This is a genomic window from Limnohabitans sp. Rim47 (genome assembly GCF_001517545.1).
Lineage (GTDB): Bacteria > Pseudomonadota > Gammaproteobacteria > Burkholderiales > Burkholderiaceae_C > Limnohabitans_A.
The window spans coordinates 77,762-102,404 of sequence record NZ_FBYA01000003.1; the positions used below are offsets into that span (position 1 = coordinate 77,762).

The 24,643-nt window shown below is 58.7% G+C and carries 26 protein-coding genes; 19 read left to right on the top strand and 7 right to left on the bottom strand.

The window, feature by feature from the left end; genetic code table 11:
- The first annotated feature begins 9 nt into the window (after positions 1 to 9).
- Positions 10 to 711, top strand: coding sequence for a response regulator (locus tag BN3544_RS08145; RefSeq protein WP_019430561.1), 702 nt, complete (start codon positions 10 to 12; stop codon positions 709 to 711).
- Positions 708 to 2,042: a histidine kinase dimerization/phospho-acceptor domain-containing protein gene (locus tag BN3544_RS08150; RefSeq protein ID WP_019430560.1), complete on the top strand. Its 1,335-nt coding sequence runs from the start codon at positions 708 to 710 to the stop codon at positions 2,040 to 2,042. Before BN3544_RS08145 ends, BN3544_RS08150 begins: the two co-directional genes overlap by 4 nt.
- Here BN3544_RS08150 and BN3544_RS08155 read toward each other — a convergent pair.
- Positions 2,039 to 4,717 carry a cation-translocating P-type ATPase gene (locus BN3544_RS08155; protein ID WP_019430559.1) on the bottom strand — a complete coding sequence of 893 codons (2,679 nt, stop codon included), beginning with the start codon at positions 4,715 to 4,717 and terminating at the stop codon, positions 2,039 to 2,041. The two genes, BN3544_RS08150 and BN3544_RS08155, sit on opposite strands and share 4 nt — an antisense overlap.
- 124 nt (positions 4,718 to 4,841) lie before the next feature.
- On the opposite strand from BN3544_RS08155, the gene BN3544_RS08160 reads away from it, so the two are divergent.
- The gene (locus BN3544_RS08160) at positions 4,842 to 5,453 is read left to right on the top strand and encodes a hypothetical protein (RefSeq protein WP_036075325.1); all 612 of its coding nucleotides are present in this window, start codon (positions 4,842 to 4,844) and stop codon (positions 5,451 to 5,453) included.
- A 186-nt stretch (positions 5,454 to 5,639) separates the two neighbouring features.
- Positions 5,640 to 6,095 carry a MaoC family dehydratase gene (locus BN3544_RS08165; RefSeq protein ID WP_019430556.1) on the top strand — a complete coding sequence of 152 codons (456 nt, stop codon included), beginning with the start codon at positions 5,640 to 5,642 and terminating at the stop codon, positions 6,093 to 6,095.
- On the opposite strand, the gene trmL is transcribed toward BN3544_RS08165, so the two are convergent.
- Positions 6,086 to 6,583, bottom strand: a complete 498-nt coding sequence (gene trmL, locus BN3544_RS08170; protein ID WP_036075322.1) for a tRNA (uridine(34)/cytosine(34)/5-carboxymethylaminomethyluridine(34)-2'-O)-methyltransferase TrmL — start codon at positions 6,581 to 6,583, stop codon at positions 6,086 to 6,088. The two genes, BN3544_RS08165 and trmL, sit on opposite strands and share 10 nt — an antisense overlap.
- A 43-nt stretch (positions 6,584 to 6,626) precedes the next feature.
- Positions 6,627 to 7,331, bottom strand: coding sequence for a ComF family protein (locus BN3544_RS08175; RefSeq protein WP_026036758.1), 705 nt, complete (start codon positions 7,329 to 7,331; stop codon positions 6,627 to 6,629).
- A gap of 131 nt (positions 7,332 to 7,462) precedes the next feature.
- Here BN3544_RS08175 and BN3544_RS08180 point away from each other — a divergent pair, with 131 nt between their 5' ends.
- The 8 genes from BN3544_RS08180 to BN3544_RS08210 all read left to right on the top strand — a co-directional run bounded on the left by BN3544_RS08180 (position 7,463) and on the right by BN3544_RS08210 (position 13,757).
- A complete protein-coding gene (locus BN3544_RS08180; RefSeq protein WP_019430553.1) occupies positions 7,463 to 8,377 on the top strand; it encodes a hypothetical protein in 915 nt (304 codons plus the stop codon).
- A gap of 95 nt (positions 8,378 to 8,472) precedes the next feature.
- Complete coding sequence (locus BN3544_RS08185; RefSeq protein WP_026036757.1) at positions 8,473 to 8,949, top strand: DUF2244 domain-containing protein; 477 nt, start codon at positions 8,473 to 8,475, stop codon at positions 8,947 to 8,949.
- 77 nt (positions 8,950 to 9,026) lie between these two features.
- Positions 9,027 to 10,199 (top strand): cytochrome c oxidase subunit II, encoded by a 1,173-nt coding sequence (coxB, locus tag BN3544_RS08190; protein ID WP_019430551.1) that lies wholly within the window; start codon positions 9,027 to 9,029, stop codon positions 10,197 to 10,199.
- A gap of 32 nt (positions 10,200 to 10,231) precedes the next feature.
- Positions 10,232 to 11,848: a cytochrome c oxidase subunit I gene (gene ctaD, locus BN3544_RS08195; protein WP_019430550.1), complete on the top strand. Its 1,617-nt coding sequence runs from the start codon at positions 10,232 to 10,234 to the stop codon at positions 11,846 to 11,848.
- A 5-nt stretch (positions 11,849 to 11,853) separates the two neighbouring features.
- The gene (locus BN3544_RS14450; protein WP_231733937.1) at positions 11,854 to 11,970 is read left to right on the top strand and encodes a cytochrome oxidase small assembly protein; all 117 of its coding nucleotides are present in this window, start codon (positions 11,854 to 11,856) and stop codon (positions 11,968 to 11,970) included.
- Positions 11,971 to 11,980: 10 nt separating this feature from the next.
- Complete coding sequence (locus BN3544_RS08200) at positions 11,981 to 12,610, top strand: cytochrome c oxidase assembly protein (protein WP_019430548.1); 630 nt, start codon at positions 11,981 to 11,983, stop codon at positions 12,608 to 12,610.
- Positions 12,607 to 12,834 carry a DUF2970 domain-containing protein gene (locus BN3544_RS08205; protein ID WP_019430547.1) on the top strand — a complete coding sequence of 76 codons (228 nt, stop codon included), beginning with the start codon at positions 12,607 to 12,609 and terminating at the stop codon, positions 12,832 to 12,834. The genes BN3544_RS08200 and BN3544_RS08205 overlap by 4 nt, the downstream gene beginning before the upstream one ends.
- Before the next feature lie 41 nt (positions 12,835 to 12,875).
- Entirely contained in the window at positions 12,876 to 13,757 is an 882-nt protein-coding gene (locus tag BN3544_RS08210; protein ID WP_026036756.1) for a cytochrome c oxidase subunit 3, read from the top strand.
- A 131-nt stretch (positions 13,758 to 13,888) separates the two neighbouring features.
- Here BN3544_RS08210 and BN3544_RS08215 read toward each other — a convergent pair whose 3' ends face one another.
- Positions 13,889 to 14,122, bottom strand: a complete 234-nt coding sequence (locus BN3544_RS08215; protein ID WP_019430545.1) for a twin transmembrane helix small protein — start codon at positions 14,120 to 14,122, stop codon at positions 13,889 to 13,891.
- Between the two features lie 14 nt (positions 14,123 to 14,136).
- Here BN3544_RS08215 and BN3544_RS08220 point away from each other — a divergent pair, with 14 nt between their 5' ends.
- From BN3544_RS08220 to BN3544_RS08240, 5 genes are read left to right on the top strand one after another with little or no spacing between them, the layout of a single operon-like run.
- Positions 14,137 to 14,880, top strand: a complete 744-nt coding sequence (locus BN3544_RS08220; RefSeq protein WP_019430544.1) for an SURF1 family protein — start codon at positions 14,137 to 14,139, stop codon at positions 14,878 to 14,880.
- On the top strand, positions 14,831 to 15,544 hold the full coding sequence (locus BN3544_RS08225; protein ID WP_019430543.1) for an SCO family protein: 714 nt from the start codon (positions 14,831 to 14,833) through the stop codon (positions 15,542 to 15,544). Before BN3544_RS08220 ends, BN3544_RS08225 begins: the two co-directional genes overlap by 50 nt.
- Before the next feature lie 3 nt (positions 15,545 to 15,547).
- Positions 15,548 to 16,678 (top strand): COX15/CtaA family protein, encoded by a 1,131-nt coding sequence (locus BN3544_RS08230; protein ID WP_019430542.1) that lies wholly within the window; start codon positions 15,548 to 15,550, stop codon positions 16,676 to 16,678.
- Positions 16,675 to 17,571, top strand: coding sequence for a heme o synthase (cyoE, locus tag BN3544_RS08235; RefSeq protein WP_019430541.1), 897 nt, complete (start codon positions 16,675 to 16,677; stop codon positions 17,569 to 17,571). Before BN3544_RS08230 ends, cyoE begins: the two co-directional genes overlap by 4 nt.
- A gap of 8 nt (positions 17,572 to 17,579) precedes the next feature.
- The gene (locus BN3544_RS08240; protein ID WP_019430540.1) at positions 17,580 to 18,188 is read left to right on the top strand and encodes an SCO family protein; all 609 of its coding nucleotides are present in this window, start codon (positions 17,580 to 17,582) and stop codon (positions 18,186 to 18,188) included.
- Positions 18,189 to 18,263: 75 nt separating this feature from the next.
- Here the strand turns inward: BN3544_RS08240 and BN3544_RS08245 are convergent, their stop codons facing one another.
- From BN3544_RS08245 to ftsY, 3 genes are all read right to left on the bottom strand, one after another.
- Positions 18,264 to 19,256, bottom strand: coding sequence for a Bug family tripartite tricarboxylate transporter substrate binding protein (locus BN3544_RS08245; RefSeq protein ID WP_019430539.1), 993 nt, complete (start codon positions 19,254 to 19,256; stop codon positions 18,264 to 18,266).
- Positions 19,257 to 19,414: 158 nt separating this feature from the next.
- The gene (rpoH, locus tag BN3544_RS08250; protein WP_019430538.1) at positions 19,415 to 20,347 is read right to left on the bottom strand and encodes an RNA polymerase sigma factor RpoH; all 933 of its coding nucleotides are present in this window, start codon (positions 20,345 to 20,347) and stop codon (positions 19,415 to 19,417) included.
- A 192-nt stretch (positions 20,348 to 20,539) separates the two neighbouring features.
- A complete protein-coding gene (ftsY, locus tag BN3544_RS08255; RefSeq protein ID WP_026036754.1) occupies positions 20,540 to 21,625 on the bottom strand; it encodes a signal recognition particle-docking protein FtsY in 1,086 nt (361 codons plus the stop codon).
- 28 nt (positions 21,626 to 21,653) lie between these two features.
- On the opposite strand from ftsY, the gene BN3544_RS08260 reads away from it, so the two are divergent.
- Both BN3544_RS08260 and BN3544_RS08265 read left to right on the top strand, forming a co-directional pair.
- Positions 21,654 to 23,096: a M16 family metallopeptidase gene (locus tag BN3544_RS08260; RefSeq protein ID WP_019430536.1), complete on the top strand. Its 1,443-nt coding sequence runs from the start codon at positions 21,654 to 21,656 to the stop codon at positions 23,094 to 23,096.
- Between the two features lie 150 nt (positions 23,097 to 23,246).
- Positions 23,247 to 24,626, top strand: a complete 1,380-nt coding sequence (locus BN3544_RS08265) for a M16 family metallopeptidase (RefSeq protein WP_026036753.1) — start codon at positions 23,247 to 23,249, stop codon at positions 24,624 to 24,626.
- Positions 24,627 to 24,643: the final 17 nt, after the last annotated feature.

Here is a 24,643-nt window from a genome sequence, read left to right on the forward strand (position 1 = left end):
GATTTTCAGATGCGCGTTTTACTGGCTGAAGATGATGAATTGCTGGGCTCTGGCCTCAAGGCGGGGCTGCAACAGCAGGGTTTCCAGATCGATTGGGTGCGCGACGGCGTGGCGGCAGAGCGCGAGTTGTTGACCGGTGTCTATCAGGCCTCAGTACTGGATTTGGGCTTGCCTCGCCAGGATGGGATGCAATGCCTGTCGGCGGTGCGACGGCAAAAAATCAACACGCCGGTATTGATCTTGACCGCTCGCGATGGCGTGCCCGATCGCATTGCGGGGTTGGATGCCGGTGCCGACGATTATTTGGTCAAGCCTGTCGATCTGTTGGAGCTGGCGGCTCGTTTGCGCGCCTTGGTACGCAGGGCCCATGGGGTCGCAGAACCCAGCTTGAAGGCGGGGGCTTTGCGCCTTGACCCGGTGTCCCGTCAGGTTTGGCTCGATGAGCGACTTGTGGAGTTGTCGCTGCGCGAATACGAGTTGCTGCAAATTTTCATGTTGCATGCAGGCCGTGTTTTGACGCGTGGGCAAATTGAGCAGCACTTGTACCAGTGGGGCACCGAGGTGAGCAGTAACACGGTGGAGGTGCACATCTACAACCTGCGCAAAAAACTCCGTGCCGATGTCATCGAGACCTTGCGGGGTGTGGGCTATATGTTGCCCCAGCAGATCAAGCCGCTTGCCCTGACTGACCCTCCTTTGGGTTCCGCATGACAGCGTGGCGTACAACTTCTTTGCAGTGGCGTTTGTCGCTGAGTTTGTTGTTCGTCACCACGCTGATCTGGACGCTGGTGTTGGTGATGACCTGGCTCAAGACCGAGCACGAGCTCAGTGAGTTGCTGGACGCCCATTTGGCGCAAACGGCCGCTGTGCTGGCGGTGCAAACCAGCGATGAACACGATGACGATTTCACCACGGCAGCTGTGCTGCACAAATACCAACCGCGCGTGGCTTTTCAAATTTGGCACGAGAAGGACTTGATCTTTCGTTCAAACGAAGCCCCTTTGGTGCCCTTGGCGCCCTTGGGGCAAAGCGGTATTTCCAATCAATGGCAAGCACAGCAAGCTTGGCGCGTTTTTGCCACGCCTGGACGTGAAAGCGATGTTTGGGTGCTGGTGGCTGAATTGCAAACGGCGCGCAAAGACATTTTGAACGCAGGATTGCAGTCGGCCATCGTGCCCATGTTGTTGGCTTTACCGGTGTTGGCTTTGTTGATCTGGGGCACCATTTTTCAGTCTTTGGGTACTTTGCGCCAACTGAGCCAAACCGTCGCGCAGCGTCACCCCGATGCCCGTCAGCCTTTGAGCGAGGGGGTTTCTGCCGAGGTGCAACCGCTGGTGAGGGCGCTGAACCGTTTGTTCGAACAAATGGCGCAACAAATGGACGGCGAACGCCGCTTCACAGCCGATGCCGCGCATGAATTGCGAACGCCTATTGCCGCCATTCGCATGCAGGCACAAGTGGCCCGTGGCACCGACACGGGCAGTGAGCGCCAAACCGCGCTGGACGCTGTGCTGCAAGGCTGCGACCGCGCCACTCGGCTGGTCGCCCAGTTGTTGCAATTGGCCCGGCTGGATGCCGATGGCGTGGCACCGGGGGCTGTGGCGTGTGACGCCGTGGCTGAAACCCGCGCGACCTTGGCCGACCTGGGGCCGCAGGCTGTTGCCAAGCAACAAATCCTGAGTCTGGACGCCCCGCAAACATTGCCCTTGCCAATGCCGCCCGGTTTGGTGGGGGTGCTGGTGGGCAATTTGGTGGACAACGCCCAGCGCTATAGCCCAGCAGGTGCCCGCATTCAGGTGGCATGGGATGCATTGCCCTTGCCGCGTCTGGTGGTGCAAGACAGTGGTCCGGGATTGAGCGATGCAGATCTGTCACGTCTGGGGGACCGGTTTTTCCGGGTGCCCGGCAATGGTGCCGACGGCAGTGGCTTGGGCTGGTCGATCGTGCGTCGCTTGGCGCAGCGTTATCACCTGCACGTCCTGGTGGAGCGCAGCGCCGAACTGGGCGGCTTGAGGGTGGTGTTGACTTGGCCTGCGCGCTAGCAACGTCCTGTTCGTGCCAGAGCAGGCCCTGCAGCGGCCACCCATTGCAGCAGCGACACGCTGACCCCACTGAGCAAGCCGGATCCTGTCGCGATGAGCGTCGGCCAGAGGGGCAAAGGCTCAAACTTCAACGGCTCAGCCAGCCAAGGCCAATGGATGGCTAGGGCCAGAAAAACCCAAGCGAGTCCGATCACCCCATAAGCCACGGAATTGGGCTTGCGCAAGTGGTGCCAGAAATGGCCGCCGCCCGCACGGTTGGACAAGATCAGGGCGGCATTGCCCGCGATCAAGGTGATGAAGACCATGGCGCGTATTTGTGCTTCACTCAGCAAGCTCAGGTGCAGTTGGGCCGGCCAGTTGTTCCTCAAGGCGGTGGGCCAGGCCCCCGAGTCCACTTGTGCCAAAGCGAAGGTCAGTGCCACACTGGCCAGCACGCACAGGCCTTGGCCTAAGGCCAAGAGGATGGCTTGGGCGCCGAACAGCGGTGCATGGGTGTCGCGCGGTGGGCGCTGCATCACATCGGCTTCTTCGGGCTCGCTTTCAAAGGCCAAAGAGCAGGCCGGGTCAATCACCAGTTCCAGCAAGGCGACATGCAGCGGCAGCATCAGGGCAGGCCAGCCCATGACCATGGGGATCAGCGCGATACCGGCAATCGGGATGTGGATGGCAAAGATGTAGTGCATCGACTTTTGCAGATTGCCGAAGATGCGTCGGCCCAAGCGAATGCCACGCACGATGGATGCAAAGTTGTCGTCCACCAGCACCAGGTCGGCAGCTTCCCGTGCCACATCGGTACCGCGTGCGCCCATGGCGATGCCCACATGTGCGGCTTGCAGGGCCGGAGCGTCGTTCACGCCGTCGCCTGTCATGGCCACCACTTCGCCGTTGGCTTGCAGCGCTTGAACAATGCGCAGCTTTTGGTGCGGCGAGATGCGTGCACACACCGTGACGTGGCTCAGGCGCTCACGCAAGGCCGCATCGCTCAGGCGGTCGAGTTCTTCGCCGCTCAGCGTGGTGCCTTCTGGCAGCCCAGCTTGACGTGCGATTTCGCGGGCGGTGACCGGGAAGTCGCCCGTGATCACGATGACCTGGATGCCCGCCGATTGGCAGTCGGCCACGGCTTGCGGAATTTCGGGGCGCAAGGGGTCGGTCAGGCCGATCAGACCCAGCCATTCAAAGTCAAAAGCGTGCGGGCTATCTGGGTAGTCATCGCCTTCAAAGCGACTGTGCGCCACCGCCAGCACACGCAAGCCCTGCGCGGCCATCTGTGCGACGCAGGTCAGCCAACGTTGGCGCTCGCCATCACTCAGGTGGCACAGGTCCATGATGGCCTCGGGTGCGCCCTTGGCCGAGACAACGCGGTCCTCCACTTGCTCAAATTGCCAGACATGCGACATGGCTTTGAGGCTGGGGCTGAGGGCGTAGCTTTGCACCAGTTGGCCCGCGCCGAACGCCCGGTTGGTGTCATTCAGCTGGCGTTGGCCCATGGCATGGAAGGCGGTTTCCATTGGGTCAAAGGGCGTGGGGGCGCTGGCCAAAATAGCGTGTTCGATCAAGGGGTGAAAGGCCGAAGACAGAGGTGCCTCGGCAGGGGTTGTTGGGTAGGGCGTGCCCGAAGGATCGGTCCAGTGCACGATGTCGCCAGGTTCTGCCATGCCTGTCTGACTTGGCACCGCAAGCGCGGTCACGGTCATGCGGTTTTGTGTCAGGGTGCCGGTTTTGTCGGTACACAACACACTGGTTGCCCCCAGGGTTTCGATGGCATTGATGTGACGGGTGAGCACGCCTTCGCGTGTCAGTCGGCGTGCCCCCATGGCCGGAAACAGCGTGAGTACCACCGAATATTCTTCCGGCAGGATGGCCATGGCCAAGGCGATGCCTGCCAGCAAAGAAGGCAGCCATTGCCCGGTGCGCCAACCCAGGGTCAGCACCATCACAACACAGAGCACTCCCACCAGGCTGGCCAGCACTTTGACCAGCCGTGCGGTTTGTCGTTGCAAGGGGGTGTCGGCCTGCTGCACTTGGGTCAGCGCTTGGCCGATCTGGCCAATCTGGCTGTGCATGCCGGTGGCGGTGACTTGTGCACGCCCACTGCCACGAACCACAAAAGTGCCGCCATGAACGCACGAGGCTGGAAGTGGAATCTGGTCAGCCAGCCGGTCTGTGGCTGGCATTTCGGGCAGAACCTTGTCAACGGCCATGGATTCACCCGTCAGCAGGGATTCGTCAATTTGCAGGTTGTTGGCCGTCAGCAGCCTGCCATCGGCGGCCACCCTGTCGCCTTCTGACAGCAACAGCCAGTCTCCGACAACGACGTTGCTGGCAGGAATCAGCTGCGTCTGCCCGTCTCGCAGCACCCTTGCCTGGGGTTGTGTGAGTTGCCGCAGGGCCTCGATGGCCGCTTCGGATTGCCCTTCCTGATAAAAACTGAGCACCAGCACCGCCAGCACAAACACAGACAGTGTCATGCCCTCGGTCAGGTCCCCCAGCAGCATGTACAGCACTGCTGCCGTGACCAGCAAGGCAAGCATGGGTTGGCGCAACATGTCGGCCAGGCGACGCCACACGGAGCGTCGGTTGGCTTGCCCGATTTCATTGGTGCCGTCTTGTGCCAGTCGTGTGGCCGCCTGGGCTGTTGTCAGGCCCTGTGTGGTGTTATGGTGATCCGCTGCCATGGTTCAGTGTGTGAGGCCCGACGATTGCAGGCTTTGATGAAAGTCAAGCAGGCCAAGGATGTGGCCCACTTTGAACTGTTGTGTGAACCGGGTGTGTCTGCCCATGCCCGTGCTAGGAGCCCTCATGAACCCCAAAATTCAGGAATTTCTGGACCGCATTCAGCAACTGGAAGCGGCCATAGAGCAAGAGGCCAAAAGCCGACGCCAGCAGTGGCAGGCCGATTTTGAGGTGCACAAAGTGCGCTTTGAAAAAGAAGTGCTGGCCCAGCAAAAGCGTTTCAAAGCCGGTTTGTGGGGCTATGTGCTGACGGCCGAGTGGCGGCATGTGCTGTGTGTGCCCTTCATTTACCCAGTGCTTTTTCCGATGCTGTTGCTCGATGCTTTTGTCACGCTGTACCAGTGGGTTTGTTTCCCCTTGTGCGGCATTCCTCGGGTCAAGCGGGCCGACTATTTTGTGTTCGATCGCACTCACTTGGCCTATTTGAACTGGCTTGAAAAAATCAACTGTGCGTATTGTTCTTACGGCAACGGCTTGATGGCGTATGGCCGCGAGGTGGTGGGCCTGACCGAGCAATACTGGTGCCCCATCAAGCACGCGCGCCGCACAATGCAGGCCCATGCGCACTACCACGGCTTTGCCGATTACGGCGATGCCGAAAATTACCGTGTCGAGCTGGCCCGCTTGCGTGCTGATTTGCTCAAAATGCGCACGGACGCAGCCGATTCAGGGCGCTGACGGGGCACCGCCGGGCGGAGCCGAAAAACGACAGCGGCGGCAACCGGACTTGTCAGGTTCAGCAGCGTCAGTGCCGTTGGCGTGTGGTGGCAAACAGCGTAAGAGTGCGGGCGAATTCTGGCCATGCCATTGGCCAGTGTCCCAACATCGACAGCCCGGTTTTGACAAGGTGAATACAGTGGGCGCATGAAAACATTTGCAACCTTGGCCGATTTGGCCGCCTGTGTCGGCCAGGATGTGGCCGCGACCGAATGGGTGGAGATCACCCAACAGCAAGTCAACCAGTTTGCCGAGGCGACGGGCGATCACCAATGGATCCATGTCGACGTGGAGAGGGCCAAGCAAGGCCCGTTTGGTGCGCCGATCGCGCACGGCTTTTTGACCTTGTCCTTGTTGTCGCAATTTTTTGACAAAACCATCGTCGTCACTTCGGCGCGTATGGGGGTCAATTACGGCCTGAACAAGGTGCGATTCATGGCCCCAGTGCCGGTGGGCAGCCGATTGCGAGCGCATTTGCATTTGCATTCGGCCACGCCCATTGAGGGCAATGGTTTGCAATTGCAGTGGAATGTGACCTTGGAACGTGAAGGCAGCGACAAACCGGTGTGTGCAGCCGAGTCGCTGGTGCGTCTTTACGGCTGAACAGCCCCGCTCGGGTCAGCGCTGGCCCCGCCAAAGCCGTTTTGCCGCCAGGCTTCGAACACACTGACCGCCACGGCGTTGGACAGATTCAGGCTGCGCTGGCCTTCGCGCATGGGCAGGCGGATGCGCTGTGCAGCCGCAAACTGCTCGCGCAGTTCAGGGGCCAGACCCCGGGTTTCAGAGCCAAACACCAACCAGTCGCCGGGCGCAAAGGCCACACCGTGGGCAGCGCGACTGCCTCGGGTGGTCAAAGCAAACATGCGTTGGGGATCTGGCTTTTCGCTGTTCAAAAAAGAGGCCCAATCGGCATGACGGCGCAAATCCGCGTACTCGTGGTAATCCAGGCCCGCGCGTCGCATGTGTTTGTCGTCCATTGAAAAGCCCAGGGGCTCAATCAGGTGCAGCGTGCAGCCGGTGTTGGCGGCCAGCCGGATGATGTTGCCGGTGTTCGGCGGGATTTCGGGCTCAACCAAGACGATATGAAACATGGCCCGTATTGTGCCTTGGCTGTTGCGGTCACCCATGGGGGATTCAGGCATCGTGGTGTGTTTCGGTCCGTGCCAGCACCAGGGTACTGATATGGATCACGCCAGCTTGGCGCAACACGCGGGCGGCGGTGTGCAGCGAGGCGCCGCTGGTCATCACGTCGTCCACCAGGACCACCTTTTTGCCGCGCAGTTGTGCGGCACGCAAGGGCTCTACCGCAAAAGCGCCCACCAGATTGGCCAGCCGATCAGCCCGGGGCAGGCTGCGCTGTGAGGGCGTGTCGCGGGTGCGCAGCAACAAATGGGCATCCGCTTTGTGCGGACTGAGCTGACGTGCCAGCAGCCAGGCCTGGTTGTAGCCTCGCTCGGCCAGACGCTGCTTTGACAGCGGGATGGGCAGCACCCAGTCGGCCGCGTCCAGGGTGTCTTCTGCCCAATGGGCGCTCAGCATCAGGGTGGCCAAAGGCCCGACCCATCCTGGCTTTTGGTGAAATTTGAAGTCGGCAATCAGGTCGACCCAGGGCCAGGCGTAGGCCGTGGCGGTTAGGCACAAATCCAGTGGTGGCGGGGATTTCAGGCAAGTGCCGCATCGTTCGGCCAGATGGGCCAAAGGCAGGGCGCAGGTGAGGCAGCGGTGCTGCGGTTGCGCAAAGCGACTGATGCAGGCATCACACAAGGTGGCTTGCGGCCAGCTTTGGCAGACTGCGCAGCGGCTGGGCAGCCAGCCCCAAGCACGGTCCGGTCGGTGCATCGTGGGCTTTGAGCCTATTGCCTTGAACCAGTTGGGCCACATGAAATCAATATACTGCCGCCACCCCCTGATCACAAGGACCGAACCTGTTGTTCGCCTGGAACAGGCTTCCTTTTTTTATTGCCTTGGCCATGTCTGCACCCGAACGCCCCCCGTCGCTGGACCCTGTTGCTGCTGCCCGTTGGGCGGCGTACCCCGTTGGGATGAGATCGCCCTGGCTGCACGAAGAGGTGGCCTCTCGCATGCAGGACAGGCTGGACTTCATCAAACTGCAGCCGACCACTTGGGCGCATTGGGAGCCTGCGCGTGGCGGCCTGTTGGCGCACAAGGCTTTGCAAAAACGCTACCCCAAGGCCCAGGTGTGGCTGAACAGCGCGTACGCTGACCAGGCGTTGGCGGCACGATCGGCGGTGCAGGGACACTGGTGGCAAGCTGCTCGCTGGTTGGGGCCACGCATTCAGGTGGGGCTGCCACCCGAGGGCCAAGTCCATATGCTGTGGGCCAATATGCTGTTGCACACCGCTGCCCAACCTCAAAAATTGCTGAGAACCTGGCACAGTGCGTTGGCGGTGGATGGGTTTTTGATGTTTTCCTGTTTGGGTCCCGATACTTTGCGGGAATTGCGCAACGCCTATGCCCAGCAAGGCTGGCCTGAGCCCGCCCATGAATTTACCGACATGCACGATTGGGGCGACATGTTGGTCGAGGCGGGTTTTGCAGAGCCTGTGATGGACATGGAGCGCATCACCCTCACTTACGAAACACCTGAGCGCATGCTGGCCGAATTGCGTGAGTTGGGGCGAAACCTCCATGTTCAGCGTTTTGCTGGTTTGCGTGGACGCCGTTGGCGCGATCAACTGAACCAGCTTTTATTGACCCTGGCCCGCCCAGAAGAGGGCGGGCGGTTGACGCTGAGTTTCGAAATTGTGTATGGTCATGCCCTCAAACCCCGGCCGCGCGTCAGAGTGAGTGCGCAAACAGAGATTGGTCTTGAGCAGATGCGGCAAATGTTGCACAGCACAACGGGTAAAGCCGACAAAGTTTGAGTTGAATCAAAACCCTTTCGTAACTCGGGTAAAATCCGGCCGGTTTTAGCCACAATGCATGCTTGTTAGCGTGTTAGGTTATTGAAAGTTGACGCGTGTCAAATCCCACATACCAGTTCGCACAAGAGTCTGGCCCTGCCATTCATTGGCGGCTCAGGCGCAATTGCTCGGTAACACCCGCCCAGTTGGGCTGGCTTTACCTGTCTTTGTGTTTGGTGTCATTGGGAATTGGGCTGTTTTTCTGGCTGCAAGGTGCTACTTTGGTGTTGGCATTTGCAGGCTTGGAAATCACGTTGGTTGGTTTGGCTTTTTTGGCCTATGCACGGCACGCGACTGATGGTGAGTGGATTTCATTGCAAGGCACCAGCCTGGTGGTGGAATGTGAATCTGCCGGGCGCCTTGAGCGGGCAGAGTTTGCGCGTCAATGGGTCAGAGTGGAGCCAAAGTCTGGCGACCACAGCCTGATTGAATTGTCGGGTGAGGGTCGTTCGATCGAGGTGGGGCGTTTTGTGCGCCCCGAGTTGCGCCAAGTGTTGGCGCGAGAAATCAGAAGGGCGTTGCGTTCTGCGTGATGTCTGGCGGCAAACGGGGCCTAGCCTAGTTTGCCAAGGGTGTGAGTTCAACAGAGTCTTGGAAGTTAGTGAGAACCATGAAGAATATTTCCAACCAATTGGCTTCGCTGCTATCCCGCGCGGGCATTTTTGCGGGTGCATGGCTGGCCACGGCTGCTCATGCGGTCAATGACTTGCCGGGCGGCCCAGCGGTCAATCAGCTCAACTTCGCACCTGCAGCGACCAAAATCGCTGAAGAGCAACACTGGCTGCACTGGTTCATGTTGATCCTTTGCACGGTGATTTTCATTGCCGTCTTTGCGGTCATGTTCTATTCCATTTGGAAGCACCGCAAATCTGTAGGCCACAAACCCGCGACTTTCACCGAGTCCATCACCGTCGAGGTGATTTGGACCGCAGTGCCTTTCCTGATTGTGATCCTGATGGCTTTGCCCGCCACCAAAGTGTTGGTGGCTCAAAAAGACACCACCAACGCCGATCTGACCGTCAAGGCCACTGGTTACCAGTGGAAATGGGGTTATGACTACATCAAAGGCGAAGGCGAAGGTCTGAGCTACATCTCTACCTTGGACTCTGCACAGCGTGCGATGTCCGATGCGGGCAAGCCCGAGGGCGATAACTACTTGCTGAAAGTTGATAATCCGCTGGTGGTGCCCGTGGGTCAGAAAGTGCGTGTGATTACCACTGCCAACGACGTGATTCATGCCTTTGCTGTGCCTGCTTTCGGTATCAAGCAAGACGCAATTCCTGGTTTCGTGCGTGACACCTGGTTCCGCGCCGAGAAAACGGGTGATTTTTACGGTCAGTGTCAAGAGCTGTGCGGTAAAGAGCACGCTTACATGCCCATCCATGTGAAGGTGTTGTCTGCTGAAGACTACGCGGCTTGGGTTGTGGCAGAGAAGAAAAAACAAGCAGCCAAAGCCGATGATCCAGCCAAAGTCTGGGCCTTGGACGATCTGGCCAAGCGTGGTGAGAAGGTCTACGCGGCCAACTGTGCTGCTTGCCACCAAGCCAACGGCAAAGGCGCTGGCGCTATCAAGCCTTTGGATGGTTCGGCTGTCGTGTTGGATGCCGAAAAGTCCAAACAGGTGGCGGTTTTGCTGAATGGTCAAAACAACGGTGCCATGCCCGCATGGAAACAGTTGTCCGACACCGAGATCGCTGCTGTGATCACTTACACCAAGAACAACTGGTCCAATAAGACCGGGCAAATCGTGCAACCGGCTGAAGTTCTGGCCGCTCGCAAATAAGCCGTACCGTATTCAAATCAAAGGAAATCAAGATGAGTGCCGTTTTAGACCATCACGATCACGCCCATGACGATCACGGTCACGCGCCTGCGGGCTGGCGTCGTTGGGTGTATGCCACCAACCACAAAGACATCGGTACTTTGTACCTGCTGTTCAGCTTCACCATGCTCATGATCGGTGGCATCTTGGCACTGGGTATCCGTGCTGAGTTGTTCCAGCCAGGCCTGCAAGTGGTCAACCCTGAACTGTTCAATCAGTTCACTACCATGCACGGCATCATCATGGTGTTCGGCGCGATCATGCCCGCCTTCGTGGGTTTTGCAAACTGGATGCTGCCTTTGCAAATCGGCGCTTCAGACATGGCTTTTGCCCGCATGAACAACTTCAGCTTTTGGCTGATGATTCCTGCAGCTGGCATGCTGGTCGGTTCATTCTTCATGCCTGGCGGCGCACCCGCTGCTGGCTGGACCCTCTACGCGCCCCTGACTCTGCAAATGGGCCCCTCGATGGACGCTGGTATTTTTGCCATGCACATCCTGGGTGCTTCGTCCATCATGGGTTCGATCAACATCATCGTGACCATCTTGAACATGCGCGCACCTGGCATGACCTTGATGAAGATGCCCATGTTCGCATGGACCTGGCTCATCACCGCTTACCTGTTGATCGCTGTGATGCCTGTTTTGGCTGGCGCGATCACCATGACACTGACAGACCGTCATTTCGGCACCAGTTTCTTCAACCCCGCTGGTGGCGGTGACCCGGTCATGTACCAGCACATTTTCTGGTTCTTCGGTCACCCTGAGGTGTACATCATGATCTTGCCGGCTTTCGGCATCATCAGCCAGATCGTGCCCGCTTTTGCACGCAAGAAGCTGTTTGGTTACGCTTCCATGGTGTATGCCACATCGTCAATTGCCATTCTGTCGTTCATCGTGTGGGCTCACCACATGTTCACCACCGGCATGCCCGTGACTGGCCAGCTGTTCTTCATGTACGCCACGATGCTGATTGCCGTGCCAACCGCTGTGAAGATCTTCAACTGGATCGCCACCATGTGGCGTGGTTCCATGACTTTTGAAACCCCCATGCTGTTCGCTGTGGGCTTCATCTTCGTGTTCACCATGGGTGGCTTCACCGGTCTGATCCTGGCCATGGCCCCGATCGACATTCAGTTGCAAGACACTTATTACGTGGTGGCCCACTTCCACTATGTGTTGGTGGCGGGTTCATTGTTTGCGCTGTTCGCTGGTTACTACTATTGGTCGCCCAAGTGGACCGGTGTGATGTACAACGAAACACGCGGCAAGATTCACTTTTGGTGGTCGTTGATTTCCTTCAACGTCACGTTCTTCCCGATGCATTTCTTGGGTTTGGCGGGCATGCCACGTCGCTATGCCGACTACCCTATGCAGTTCACCGACTTCAACATGATCGCTTCGGTTGGCGCTTTCTTCTTCGGTTTTGCACAGGTTTACTTCTTCTTGTTCGTGGTGCTGCCAACCATGCGCGGTCAAGGCGAAAAAGCACCTCAAAAACCTTGGGAAGCTGCCGAAGGCCTTGAGTGGGAAGTGCCATCACCAGCACCTTTCCACACCTTTGAAAACCCACCTAAGCTGGACGCCACCGCGACCCGCGTGATTGGTTGATCGACATGGCCGTGACACCTGAGCAAAGAAAAAGCAATGTGCGCCTTGGCCTGATTTTGGCCACGGTAGCACTCGCCGTGTTGGTTGGGTTCGTGGCCAAGCTGCTGTTGCTGAACCGCTGAAAGACCCGAGATGAATCTGCGCGGTGAAAATCTGAAGATGGTAGGCAAGCTGGCGGTTGTGACCGCTGGCATGTTCTGCTTCGGCTACGCGCTGGTTCCTATCTACAAGGCCATCTGCGAGATGACGGGCATCAACATCCTGTCGATTTCAGAGACCCAGATTCCTGGCAATGCCAAGGCGGGTAAAGCGGCCGAAGTGCTGCGCAACAGCCAGGTCGACACCACTCGCACCATCACCGTCGAGTTCGACGCGAATGTGCGTGGCCCTTGGGAGTTCAAACCCGAAAAGCGCTCCATGCAGGTTCACCCGGGTGAACTGAGCACTGTGATGTATGAGTTCCAGAATGTGCAAAACCGCCGCATGGCGGCTCAAGCCATTCCCAGCTATGCACCGCGCGAAGCGGCCAACCACTTCAACAAGCTCGAATGTTTCTGTTTTAACCAGTACACGTTGGAGCCAGGTGAAAAGAAGTCCTGGCCAGTCGCCTTTGTGATCGACCCCAAGTTGTCCAAAGACGTCACCACCATCACGCTGTCATACACCTTCTTTGAAGTGGGCGGCAAGACACCTGCCGCACCCACAGCGCCTTTGGCTGCTGTTGTGCAGCCCGTGGCCGTCAAGTCGGGTCTGGGTTCATGAGCAACCCCAACCTGTCGCCTGAGCGCAAAACATCCTGGGTCCGTACCATTCAGGCTGTTCTGTGGTCATTTGTTGGCCTTCGCAAGAATGCCGACTGCCAGCAAGATATTGAAAAGCTCAACCCGTTCCACATCATTGGTGTGGGTATCGGGTTGGCATTTTTATTTGTCCTGGGGCTGATCGCCCTGGTCAATTGGGTTGTGCTTCAGCCAACGGGTCTGTAAGCAGCAAGATTAGAGTTCGAAAGAAGAGAGCAGGAGTCCCCATGAGTTCAGTCGCACACGGCACCACGCCTTATTACTATGTTCCGCACGAGTCGCGCCATCCCGTCATGGCGGCTATCGGCTTGTTCTTTCTGATCCTGGGTGCAGGTCAATGGATCAATGGTGCCGATTGGGGCATGTATTGCCTGTTTTTTGGCATGGCTTGGTGGTTGATCGTTTTGTACCAATGGTTCTCTGAGGCCGTTCAAGAGAGCGAAGGCGGCATGTACGGTCGCAAGATCGATTTGTCTTACCGCTGGAGCATGACCTGGTTCATCTTCTCTGAAGTCATGTTCTTCGGCGCTTTTTTCACCGCATTGTGGTGGGCCCGTTCGCATTCGGTGCCCGCACTGGGCAGCCTCGACAATGCATTGCTTTGGCCTGACTTCAAAGCGGCTTGGCCTAGCATGATGGCTGGTGCCACGACATCGCCAGCAGGCATCATTGAGCCCTTCCAGACCGTGGGTCCATTTTGGTTGCCCACCATCAACACGGCTTTGTTGTTGACTTCGGGTGTGACTTTGACTATTGCACACCATGCATTGCAGGTAGGTAACCGCAGCAAAACCATCAAGTTCATGTGGATGACGGTGTTGTTGGGTGTGATTTTCTTGGTCGTGCAGGGTTACGAATACGCCCATGCTTGGGGCGATCTGAACTTGAAGTTGTCCTCCGGCGTTTATGGCTCGACTTTTTACATGTTGACCGGCTTTCACGGCTTCCACGTTTTTGTCGGCATGTTGATGTTGTTGTTCATCACTTTGCGTTTGCAAAAAGGCCACTTCACCCAAGACCGTCACTTCGGTTTTGAGGGCGCTGCCTGGTATTGGCATTTTGTGGACGTGGTTTGGTTGGGCTTGTACATCCTGGTGTATTGGATGTAAGTCCGGTATGGCCTGTGCAAAAAAGCGCCCTTGGGCGCTTTTTTGTTGCTGGAAAGGTGGGCTTGGTTTGAGTGGGCGAAATTTGTGCCGTCCGAAGGCGGAACCAATTTAGCAATCCCCGATAAAACCCATCAAGCGCCTGGCGGAATGCCCGTGGGCTGTATCCAGCCCATCTTCCATGAAATCAGCACGCAGATGAAGAGGACAATCGAGAACCCAACGCGAAAGGCCAGCGCTGTGGCCATGTTGTTTTTTTTGGGCAGCTGCTCTTCAGGCGATGCAGGTCGGCCCCGCATCATGTGGACCAAAGCCCAGACCAGACTCGCCAAGATGGCAACAAATGCAATGGCAACCAGAATTTTCATGAGCACATTATCCAATGACTGAGAAATCCCCGATCTGGCAAAGATGGTTGGTGCTTGGCATGGCCCTATTGGGCATGAGCGTCACCTTTTCCTTGGGTCTGTGGCAACTGGGTCGCGCAGCCGAAAAAACAGCCTTCCAAGACGCCAAAACACAGCAAGCAGACAAAGTGACCTTGGATGGCCGCACCTTGGGGTCTGCGCTGGATGATCAAGCGCAACGCGCAGGGTTGATACATCGGCGCATGGTGCTGATGGGCCGCTGGTTGCCGCAGCATTCTGTGTTTCTGGAAAACCGCCAGATGAATGCCAAGCCGGGGTTTTTCGTGCTGACGCCCTTGCAAATTGAGGGCACGAATGGGGTGATTTTGGTGCAGCGCGGTTGGGCGCAGCGGTCGTTTAACGATCGGGCAGCGTTGCCAGCTATCCAGACCCCCGAGGGACAAGTCAAAGTTGAGGGGCATTTGGCCCCATGGCCATCAAGGCTCTACGATTTTGGCGGAGTTGAACAAGGCCCGATACGGCAAAATCTCGACCTGCAAGCATTTCGCCAAGAAACCGGTCTGGGTTTGCTGGAAGTTTCTTTGTTGCAGTCAGGCCCGGCTTCTGAAGGGCTGCTGCGTGAATGGCCTGTGGTGGCCAGTGGTGTCGAAAAGCACTACGGATACGCATTTCAATGGTTTGGCCTGAGTGGTCTGATCGCTTTACTTTATGTCTGGTTTCAAATTGTCCAACCCCGCCGCCAAAAAAGAACTGCCTGACAGCCCCTTGTCTATGACGGTGCATGACATGCCCTTGCCGGGCGATGTGGTGCAGGCCGATGCGCAACGCACGCGCATGGGCCGCTGGAAGATGATTGCCATGATGCTGATCTGCGCCTCGCCTGTCATGGCCTCGTATTTCACTTATTACGTGTTGCGCCCAGAGGGGCGTCGTGTTTATGGCGAACTGATTCAGCCGCAAAAAGACATGCCCCAAGCCACCGCTAAAAACCTGCAAGGTGAGCCTGTGACCTTGGACAGCCTGCGCGGTCAGTGGTTGCTGGTCACGGTGTCCTCGGGTGCTTGCGACGAGCGGTGCCAGCAAAACCTTTATTTCCAGCGCCAGTTGCGCGAAATTTTGGGTCGTGACAAAGACCGTGTGGACCGGCTCTGGCTGGTCAGCGATGACGCACCTGTGGCGCAAACGCTGTTGCCCGCACTGAGCACGGCCCATGTGCTTCGGCTGGACAAGGCCAGTGTGCAAAGCTGGATCAGCCCCGCTGCAGGGCAGCAGCTGCAAGACCATTTGTATGTGGTCGACCCGATGGGCAATTTCATGATGCGTTTCCCAGCTCACATGGACGTGCCCAGTGCTTCCAAAGCCAAGCGCGATCTGGAGCGTTTGCTCAAGGCGTCAGCTTCTTGGGACAAGGCCGGGCGATAAAACATGACCGAAGTTGACCTGTACAACCTCGCGCCGACTTTGCAGCTCATGGCTGTGGGATTGGCTGTGGCGGCATTGCCCTTGGGCTGGTGGCTCTGGCGGCAACGCAACGCCACGCCGTCTGGGCGTTTGAAGGCCCTGACCCTCATCACCTTGTTCCTGACGTTTGACCTCGTGTTGTTCGGTGCCTTTACTCGCCTGACTGATTCGGGACTGGGTTGCCCGGACTGGCCCGGTTGCTATGGCAGCGCCAGCCCGATGGGCGCCAGCACCCACATCACTGCAGCCCAAACCGCCATGCCCACTGGCCCTGTGACGCAAAGCAAAGCCTGGATCGAGATGGTGCACCGCTATGTGGCAAGTGGTGTGGGGGTGTTGATCCTGAGCTTGGCCCTCATGACTTGGTGGCAGCGCCGCCAAAGGAACAGCATCAACCCCTGGTGGCCCACCTTCACCCTGGTGTGGGTGTGTTTGCAAGGCGCCTTTGGGGCACTGACCGTCACCATGAAGTTGTTTCCGGCCATCGTCACCTTGCACCTCATGTTTGGCATTGGCTTGTTGGCCTTGCTGATGGCGCAGGCCGTGCGCTATGGCGAAGCAGGCGCAAGGCCCGTACCGGCGGGTTTGCGCGCGGGCATATGGGCTGGCTTTGTCTTGTTGTGGCTGCAAATTGCTTTGGGTGGATGGGTCAGCACCAATTACGCGGTCTTGGCTTGCCCCGATTTCCCGACCTGCAATGGGCAATGGCTCCCTGCGATGGACTGGCAGGGATTTAGCCTTTGGCGCGAGTTGGGTCACACTCCCGACGGCCAGATCCTGCCCTTCGTGTCCCTGTCGTCCATTCACTTTGTGCACCGCTCGGCCGCCTGGGTGGTGCTGGCGGTGTTGGTGTGGTTGGGTTGGCGTTTACGACAGCAACCAGGCCTCGTACCTGCTGGCCGCTGGTTGTTGCGCTTGTCGGCCCTCCAGTTCATTACTGGTCTGAGCAATGTCGTGCTGGGCTGGCCTTTGCTGGCCGCGGTGCTGCACACCGGTGGTGCAGCTGCCATGGTTGTCACCTTGACCTGGGCGCTGTGCGTCAGCCGCACCGAATTTTCTTCTCGTTCACTTACCCCATCAAGGCCCGTCGCATGACTGCAGCCACTGCCCCATTGCCAACATCTGCTTGGCGCCAGTATTACGCACTGACCAAGCCGCGCGTGGTTCAACTGATCGTTTTTTGTGCCTTGATCGGGATGGTCCTTGCCGTGCCGGGTGCACCCAGCATGGCCGAGTTGAGGTTGGGGCTGTGGGCTTGCGTCGGCATCTGGCTGGTGGCGGGTGCGGCGGCGGCTTTCAATTGCCTGGTCGAAAAAACCATCGATGCCAAGATGAAACGCACCGCCTGGCGTCCGACCGCCAAGGGCGAGTTGAGTGACCGCCAAGCCTTGTTGTTTTCAGCTGTTCTGTGCGCGTTGGGCTCGGCTGTGTTGTATTTGATGGTCAACCCACTCACCATGTGGCTGACTTTTGCTACGTTCGTGGGATATGCCATTGTCTACACCGTGATTTTGAAACCGCTCACGCCACAAAATATCGTGATCGGTGGGGCCAGCGGAGCCATGCCTCCGGTGCTGGGTTGGGCGGCCATGACGGGCCAGGTGGGGCCAGAAGCGCTGATCTTGTTCTTGATTATTTTCTTGTGGACACCGCCGCACTTCTGGGCACTGGCCTTGTATCGGGTGGAGGATTACCGCAAGTCCGGCCTGCCCATGTTGCCCGTGACGCACGGCAATGAATTCACGCGTCTGCAAATTCTGCTTTACACCGTCGTTCTGATGGCGTCTTGCCTCATGCCTTTTGTTTATGGCATGAGCTCATGGTTGTATCTGGTTGTCGCCGTGGTGCTGAGCATCGGCTTCATAGGCTATGCGGTGGCGCTGTACCGTGAATATTCGGACGAATTGGCGCGCAAAACTTTCCGTTTTTCACTGATTCATCTGAGCGCCTTGTTTGCCGCCTTGCTGTTCGATCACTATATTTTTTAAGGCTCACCATGGCGCAATTCAGAATTTTCTCCAAGTGGGCCTTGGCACTGGGCATGGTCGGCAGTGTGTCGACTTTTGTGGGTTGTGGCCAGGAAAAGCCCGCATTTCGCGGTGTGGACATCACCGGCGCTGACTATGCACAAGGCTGGGAACTGAGTGACCAGAATGGCCAGGTCCGTACCTTGAAAGACTATGCCGGCAAGGCGGTTGTGGTGTTTTTTGGCTATACCCAATGCCCTGATGTTTGCCCTACTGCTTTGCAAGAGATGGCCGAGGCCAAGCAATTATTGGGGGCCGATGGGGCGCGTTTGCAAAGCATTTTCATCACGGTCGACCCCGAGCGTGACACCCCCGAGCTTTTGCAGGCCTATATGGCCAATTTCGGGGCCGACTTTGTGGCCTTGCGTCCCACAGCCGAGCAACTGCCCAAAGTCACCAAAGACTTCAAGATCTATTACAAAAAGGTCGAAGGCAAAACCCCTACCAGCTACACCATGGACCACTCTGCAGGCAGCTTCACCTTTGATCCGCAGGGCCGCATTCGTCTGTACAACCGCCACGCCAGTGGTGCGGCAGCGCTGGCAGCCGATGTCAAAATTTTGCTCAGCGGCAAGTGATGCAGGCGGGCACCGACGGCGCTTGATTCCCCTGAGTGCCACTGCTAGAGGGACGGCACCGGCACTCGCAGGTGATCAATTCAGTTCGATTTTTTGACTGTGAATGATCTCGCCCAAAGCCTGGGTGTCTGCATCGATGCGGTTGCGCAAACCTTCGGGCGAAGAGCCCACCACTTGCCAGCCCTGCTGAAACAAGCGTGCCCGCATGTCAGAGCTGCGCACGATGTCGCTGACCACCGCCGACAATTTGCTGGCCACGGCCGCTGGCATCGAAACGGGAGCGGCTACGGCATTCCAGATCTCGAGCTGGTAGTTTTTCACGCCGATCTCGGCCAGACTGGGCACCTCGGGTGCGACTGGGCTGCGCCCAGTGCTGGTGGTGCCGATGGCTCTTAATTTGCCAGCTTTCACCTGAGCAGCCGCCATGGCCGGCGGCAGCAAGGCCAATTGCACTTGGCCGCCCAGCATGGCTGTGATGATTTGCGGGTTGCCAGGGTAGGGCACATGCACGGGGGCGATGCCTGCCTTGCTTTTCAGCAGCTCCATGCCCAAATGCGCGACTGTGCCCACCCCGGGCGAGGCATAGCTGAGCGTGTTGCCCGCTTTTTGGGCTTGGGTCAGCCACTCGGCTGCAGTCTGGCCGGGCGCATTGGCAGGCACGGTGAGGACCAAGGGGGCTTTGCCGATCAGGCTGATCGGTGCCAGATCTTTCAAGGGGTCGTACGGTACTTTGGGGTTCAGGATGCGGGCAATCGTCATGTTGCCGTTGATCATCAAACCCAAGGTGTGGCCATCGGTGGACTTGGCCACAAAATCGGCCGCGATGTTGCCACCGGCACCGACCTTGTTTTCCACCACGACGTTTTGGCCCAGTGCTTTGGCCAAAGGCTCTGCCAAAGCCCGAGCGCTCAGGTCGGGGCTGGAGCCTGCTGGAAAGCCCACCACCAAGCGCACGGTTTGGGTGGGCCAATCGGCGGCCCAAGCCGGGGCCATGACCAGTGCCAGAAATGCGCAGGTGGCACGCCGCGCCCAGCGGGGTGCAAATGGTAACCGCTTGGCGATGTTCATGGGGAATTCCTCAAGACGCAAAACAGCCGTCACTTTAGCGCACCGCGGCCACTTGTTTGGGGATCGGCCTCGGCTCTGACAGCCCAAAAAATACCCGGTCAAGACCGGGTACATGGCAAAAGGGGAGGCAAAACGTGAAGGCAAAAGCCTGCGGGTGCTCAGGCAAATTCGACCAGCGCCTTTTTCATTTTTTTCATGGCCGCCACTTCGATCTGGCGGATGCGCTCAGCGCTCACGCCGTATTCGTCGGCCAGGTCGTGCAAAGTCATGCCACCGGAACCGTTGTCGTTCACCTTGAGCCAACGCTCTTCCACGATGCGACGGCTGCGTTCGTCCAGCGCATTGAGCGCCGTGGCCAAGCCATCGCTGGCCATCACGTCACGCTGGTGCGCTTCGATCATGGCCGTGGGTTCGTGGTTGACATCGGCCAAATAGGCGATCGGGCCAAAAGCCTGTTCACCATCATCGGATGGCGCGGGGTCCAAAAGCACATCGCCGCCAGACATGCGCATTTCCATCTCGCGCACTTCTTCGCGCTTGACGTTCAGGCTGTGGGCCATCGAGTCAACCTGATCTGGTGTCAGCGTGTCGCGGTGCGTGCCTTCATCGGCGTCAGCTTTGTAGCTTTGCTTCATCGAGCGCAGATTGAAAAACAGTTTGCGCTGGGCTTTGGTCGTGGCGACTTTGACCATGCGCCAGTTTTTCAGGATGTATTCGTGAATCTCGGCCTTGATCCAGTGCAGCGCGTAGCTCACCAGTCGCACGCCTTGGTCGGGGTCAAAGCGTTTGACGGCCTTCATCAAGCCCACATTGCCCTCTTGGATCAGGTCGCCATGGGGCAGGCCATAGCCCAAGTATTGGCGCGACACCGACACCACCAAACGCAGGTGCGAGAGCACCAGCTTGCGGGCGGCTTCGATGTCGTCGTTGGCCTTGAGCTGGCGGGCGGCCTCTTGCTCTTCCTCAAGGGTGAGCATGGGCATGCGGTTGACCGCAGAAATGTAAGCGTCCAGATGGCCGAGCGAGGGCACCACAGCCCATGGATTGCTCAGCGTCATCGCAGTGGTGGGCGAACCAGTTTGAATGTTCATACCAGAACTCCTTTCAGAATACTGAGATATTAGCACTCCGCAGGGGAGAGTGCTAAGTGGTGTGGGCTGATGCCGCGAGGGCATCAGGGTTTTCCATGATTTTGCAGGGCCTTACAGTCGGCGGTCTGTGGGCTGGCTGACATTCCAGACCCTTATTTCGGCGTGATCTGTGGCTTGAATTTGGCTGGGCAATCAGCTCAAAAGGGCCTGTGCAAACTCCCGGGCATCGAAGGTTTCGAGGTCTTCCAGCTTTTCGCCCACCCCGATGAAATACACCGGAACCGGTTTTTCGCGGGCAATGGCACACAACACGCCGCCTTTGGCTGTGCCATCGAGCTTGGTCACGATCAGGCCGGTCAGGCCCAAAGTGTCGTCAAAAGCACGCACTTGGGCCAAAGCGTTTTGGCCGGTGTTGCCGTCGATCACCAACAGCACCTCGTGCGGGGCCGTGCTGTCGGCTTTTTGCACCACGCGCTTGATCTTTTTGAGCTCTTCCATCAGGTGCGTTTGTGTCGGCAAGCGGCCGGCGGTGTCCACCAGCACCACATCGCGGCCCCGGGCGCGGCCTGCGGTGACGGCATCAAAGCTGACGGCAGCCGGGTCGCCGCCTTGCTGGCTGACAATCTCGACGGTGTTGCGGTCGGCCCAAACGGCCAGTTGCTCCTTGGCCGCCGCACGGAAGGTGTCGGCCGCCGCCAGCAGCACGCTCAGGCCTTCGTCGGCCAGGTGCTTGGTCAATTTGCCAATGGAGGTGGTTTTTCCTGCGCCATTGACGCCCGCCACCATGATCACGGTGGGTTGGTGGTCGCCGATCGACAAGGGTTTTTGCAGGGGCAAAAGCAGGTCGGTGATGGCATCGGCCAGCAGGGTCTTGACCTGTGAGGCTTCGGTGGTTTTGCTCTCTTTCACGCGGCGTTTGAGGTCTTGCAGCAAATGCTCGGTGGCTTTGACGCCTGTATCGGCCATCAGCAACGCTGTTTCCAGCTCTTCATAGAGTTCGTCGTCAATCCGGGTGCCGGTGAAGACGGTGGCGATGCTAGAGCCCGTCTTGCGCAAGCCCGCCTTCAAGCGGTCCAGCCAAGCTTGGCGGGCCACAGGAGGGGCTGTCGGCGGTGCTGTCGGGGGCGATGGCGGGGTTGTCGTGTCTGAGGCCGCAGCAGATGGCTGCGACACAGGCTCAGCGTGGGCCTTTGCAGGTGCAGCGACCAAGCCGGAGACCGGGGCTGGAACGGATTGAGCCTCGGGTGAGAGGGATTTTTTTTTGAAGAAACTGAACATGGTGTGGATTTCAAGGATCATGCATTCTATGAAACCGAACTTTCTCTTGGGTATCGCTGTCGCCACCGCCTTGCTGGCCGCCGTTGGGGGCGTATCGGCCCAGGCCCCTCAGGCCAAGCAGGCAGCCACCGGACAAACCAGCGGCCCAGCCTCGGCCCAGGTGCACAGCTTCACTTTGGCCAATGGCATGGCGCTGTGGGTCAAACCCGACCGCCGAGCCCCCACTGCCGTGCACATGGTCTGGGTACGGGTGGGTTCGATGGATGAGGTCGATGGCACCAGTGGCGTGGCCCATGTGCTCGAGCACATGCTGTTCAAGGGCACGCCGAATTTGGCTGCGGGTGAATTTTCGCGCCGGGTGGCCGCTTTGGGCGGGCGCGAAAACGCCTTCACCTCCAAAGACTACACAGGCTATTACCAGCAAATTCCGTCCAGTCAGCTTGAAGCTGTGATGCGCCTGGAGGCTGACCGCTTTGCCAATAACCAGTGGCCCGATGCCGAATTTGCCAAAGAGCTGGAGGTGGTCAAAGAGGAGCGTCGCCTGCGCACCGACGACAACCCCCGTGCCCAGTTGCACGAAATGCTGGCAGCCACTGCTTTGTCGGCATCGCCGTATCGCCGCCCCATCGTGGGCTGGATGAGCGATCTGGAAGCCATGACGGCGCAAGACGCCCGAGATTTTTACCGCAAGTGGTACACACCGGCCAACGCGGTCGTGGTCGTCGCGGGCGATGTCGATCCTTTGCAGGTGAAAGCACTGGCCGAAAAATACTACGGCGTGATGCCTGCCCGGCCCTTGGCCGAGCGTAAGCCTCAACAAGAGCCCGCGCAGCAAGGCTTGCGCCGGTTCGAGTTCAAAGCGCCTGCCGAACAGTCGTATGTCGCGCTGGCCTTCAAAGTGCCGCGCCTGGCCAGTCTGGAGGTCACACCCGAGCACGACGATGCCTTGGCCTTGACGGTGCTGGCGGCGGTGCTGGATGGCTACAGCGGTGCCCGCTTGGAACGGACCTTGACGCAGGGTGAGCCGCGTTTGGCCGATAGCGTGGGCGCACACAATGGTTTGATGGGCCGTGGCCCTCAGTTCTTTTATCTGGAAGGCGTGCCTGCTCCGGGCCAAACGCCCGAAGCGCTAGAAGCAGCCTTGCGTGGCCAGATCCAGCGCGTGGCCACCGCAGGGGTGACCGATGCCGAGTTGCAGCGTGTCAAGACCCAATGGGTGGCCAGTGAAATCTACAAGCTCGACTCGGTCTTCAACCAAGCCCGCGAATTGGGCGTGGCCTGGACGCTGGGCTTGCCAGCCGATCACGGTGCCCAATTGATCCAGCGCTTGCGCCAAGTGACCCCATCCCAAGTGCAGGCAGTGGCCCAAAAATACTTTGGCGACGACAGCCTCACGGTCGCCACTTTGCGGCCGCAAGCGGTGTCGGGGCAGCCCCGTGCCAAGCGCGTTATTCCCGGTGCGCGTCATTGAGTTGGGCATCGCCATTGGCCACTGACATGAATGCACTTGCTTTGTTCTTTGCGGCTGGGTTCGGCGTCGGTTTTGACCGGTGTCTCGACATGGACCTCGATGGCTGCCCACTGCGAAACCCCGTGTGAAAGTAAACCCTCTATGTTGTTGATGTCTTCTGGTTCGCCTCGCCCGCTTCGTTCATGGGGGCGAGTGTCCCGTGTGGCCTGGCTGGGCAGTTGTTTGCTGGCCAGCACTTGGGCGCATGCCGCTTTGCCCATTCAACACTGGACACAAGCCAGTGGGGCCCGCGTGTACCTGGTCGAAAGCCACGCGATTCCTATGGTGGACGTGCAAATTGACCTGGATGCAGGCAGCCGCCGTGACCCCGCTGCGCAAGCGGGTCTGGCTTCGGTGATGGCCGGACAAATGTCCAGTGGTTTGCGTCCGGCACCTGCCAGATCGGGGGTTTATGCGCAAGCACTGGATGAGAATCAAATCGGTGAAGCCTGGGCCGATCTGGGCGCCAGTTTTGGGGCCAGTGCGGGTGCGGACCGCATGGGTTTTTCGCTGCGCAGCCTGAGTTACCCCGACCTGCTGGACAAAGCCGTCGCGCTGGCCGCCCGGCAAATGGCTCACCCGTCGTTTCCCGAGGCCGTGTGGCTGCGTGACCGCGAACGCATCAGTGCTGCCATCCGGGAATCTCTGACGAAACCCGCTACCTTGGTGCAGCAAAAATTTGCCACGGCGGTGTATGGTGTGCACCCTTACGGCTACAACACCACAGCCGAGTCCTTGTCACGCATCGGCGTGCAGGACCTGCACACTTTGCATGCCCAATCCTTGCAAACTTGCCGCGCATCGGTGAGCGTGGTGGGCGCACTCACCCGGGCGCAGACCGATGCGCTGGTCACGCGTTTGCTGGCGCTGTGGCCCAACACCTCATCGTGCAAGCCCTTGCCTACGGTGCCCGAAGTGGCCCCTTTGGCTGAAGCGCAAAACCTGAGTGTGCCTTTTGATTCGGCCCAGGCCCATGTGTTGATCGGCCAGCCAGGCTATAAGCGCGATGACCCGGATTTCTTTGCCTTGCTGGTAGGCAACCACATTTTGGGTGGCGGGGGATTCGTGTCGCGTCTGACCGAGCAGGTGCGCGAAAAGCGCGGCCTGAGCTACAGCGTGTACAGCTATTTTTCACCCGGCTTGCATGCCGGGGCGTTCACGGTGGGTTTGCAAACTCGCCCTGACCAAGCCACCCAAGCCGTGGCCGTGGCCAAAGAAGTGGTGCAAGGCTTTGTGAGCGCAGGCCCAACCGAGGCCGAATTGCTGGCCGCCAAATCCAATCTGGTGGGCGGTTTCGCGCTGCGCATCGACAGCAACCGCAAGCTACTGGACAACGTGGCCAACATCGCCTGGAACCGCTTGCCACTCAATTACCTGGACACCTGGACCCAGCAAGTCGAGCGCGTGAGCCTGGACGATGTGCGCCGCGCCATGGCCCGGGTGTTGCAGCCTCAGCGCATGGTCACCGTGGTGCTGGGCGCGCAGCCCTGAGCCGCGAATGTGGGGTC

What these genes read in the sequence shown, in the direction of transcription:
- BN3544_RS08145 (WP_019430561.1), top strand. Translation starts at nt 10, where the DNA reads ATGCGCGTTTTACTGGCTGAAGATGATGAATTGCTGGGCTCTGGCCTC.
- BN3544_RS08150 (WP_019430560.1), top strand. Translation starts at nt 708, where the DNA reads ATGACAGCGTGGCGTACAACTTCTTTGCAGTGGCGTTTGTCGCTGAGT.
- BN3544_RS08155 (WP_019430559.1), bottom strand. Translation starts at nt 4,717, where the DNA reads ATGGCAGCGGATCACCATAACACCACACAGGGCCTGACAACAGCCCAG.
- BN3544_RS08160 (WP_036075325.1), top strand. Translation starts at nt 4,842, where the DNA reads ATGAACCCCAAAATTCAGGAATTTCTGGACCGCATTCAGCAACTGGAA.
- BN3544_RS08165 (WP_019430556.1), top strand. Translation starts at nt 5,640, where the DNA reads ATGAAAACATTTGCAACCTTGGCCGATTTGGCCGCCTGTGTCGGCCAG.
- trmL (WP_036075322.1), bottom strand. Translation starts at nt 6,583, where the DNA reads ATGTTTCATATCGTCTTGGTTGAGCCCGAAATCCCGCCGAACACCGGC.
- BN3544_RS08175 (WP_026036758.1), bottom strand. Translation starts at nt 7,331, where the DNA reads ATGCACCGACCGGACCGTGCTTGGGGCTGGCTGCCCAGCCGCTGCGCA.
- BN3544_RS08180 (WP_019430553.1), top strand. Translation starts at nt 7,463, where the DNA reads ATGTCTGCACCCGAACGCCCCCCGTCGCTGGACCCTGTTGCTGCTGCC.
- coxB (WP_019430551.1), top strand. Translation starts at nt 9,027, where the DNA reads ATGAAGAATATTTCCAACCAATTGGCTTCGCTGCTATCCCGCGCGGGC.
- ctaD (WP_019430550.1), top strand. Translation starts at nt 10,232, where the DNA reads ATGAGTGCCGTTTTAGACCATCACGATCACGCCCATGACGATCACGGT.
- BN3544_RS14450 (WP_231733937.1), top strand. Translation starts at nt 11,854, where the DNA reads ATGGCCGTGACACCTGAGCAAAGAAAAAGCAATGTGCGCCTTGGCCTG.
- BN3544_RS08200 (WP_019430548.1), top strand. Translation starts at nt 11,981, where the DNA reads ATGAATCTGCGCGGTGAAAATCTGAAGATGGTAGGCAAGCTGGCGGTT.
- BN3544_RS08205 (WP_019430547.1), top strand. Translation starts at nt 12,607, where the DNA reads ATGAGCAACCCCAACCTGTCGCCTGAGCGCAAAACATCCTGGGTCCGT.
- BN3544_RS08210 (WP_026036756.1), top strand. Translation starts at nt 12,876, where the DNA reads ATGAGTTCAGTCGCACACGGCACCACGCCTTATTACTATGTTCCGCAC.
- BN3544_RS08215 (WP_019430545.1), bottom strand. Translation starts at nt 14,122, where the DNA reads ATGAAAATTCTGGTTGCCATTGCATTTGTTGCCATCTTGGCGAGTCTG.
- BN3544_RS08220 (WP_019430544.1), top strand. Translation starts at nt 14,137, where the DNA reads ATGACTGAGAAATCCCCGATCTGGCAAAGATGGTTGGTGCTTGGCATG.
- BN3544_RS08225 (WP_019430543.1), top strand. Translation starts at nt 14,831, where the DNA reads ATGTCTGGTTTCAAATTGTCCAACCCCGCCGCCAAAAAAGAACTGCCT.
- BN3544_RS08230 (WP_019430542.1), top strand. Translation starts at nt 15,548, where the DNA reads ATGACCGAAGTTGACCTGTACAACCTCGCGCCGACTTTGCAGCTCATG.
- cyoE (WP_019430541.1), top strand. Translation starts at nt 16,675, where the DNA reads ATGACTGCAGCCACTGCCCCATTGCCAACATCTGCTTGGCGCCAGTAT.
- BN3544_RS08240 (WP_019430540.1), top strand. Translation starts at nt 17,580, where the DNA reads ATGGCGCAATTCAGAATTTTCTCCAAGTGGGCCTTGGCACTGGGCATG.
- BN3544_RS08245 (WP_019430539.1), bottom strand. Translation starts at nt 19,256, where the DNA reads ATGAACATCGCCAAGCGGTTACCATTTGCACCCCGCTGGGCGCGGCGT.
- rpoH (WP_019430538.1), bottom strand. Translation starts at nt 20,347, where the DNA reads ATGAACATTCAAACTGGTTCGCCCACCACTGCGATGACGCTGAGCAAT.
- ftsY (WP_026036754.1), bottom strand. Translation starts at nt 21,625, where the DNA reads ATGTTCAGTTTCTTCAAAAAAAAATCCCTCTCACCCGAGGCTCAATCC.
- BN3544_RS08260 (WP_019430536.1), top strand. Translation starts at nt 21,654, where the DNA reads ATGAAACCGAACTTTCTCTTGGGTATCGCTGTCGCCACCGCCTTGCTG.
- BN3544_RS08265 (WP_026036753.1), top strand. Translation starts at nt 23,247, where the DNA reads ATGTCTTCTGGTTCGCCTCGCCCGCTTCGTTCATGGGGGCGAGTGTCC.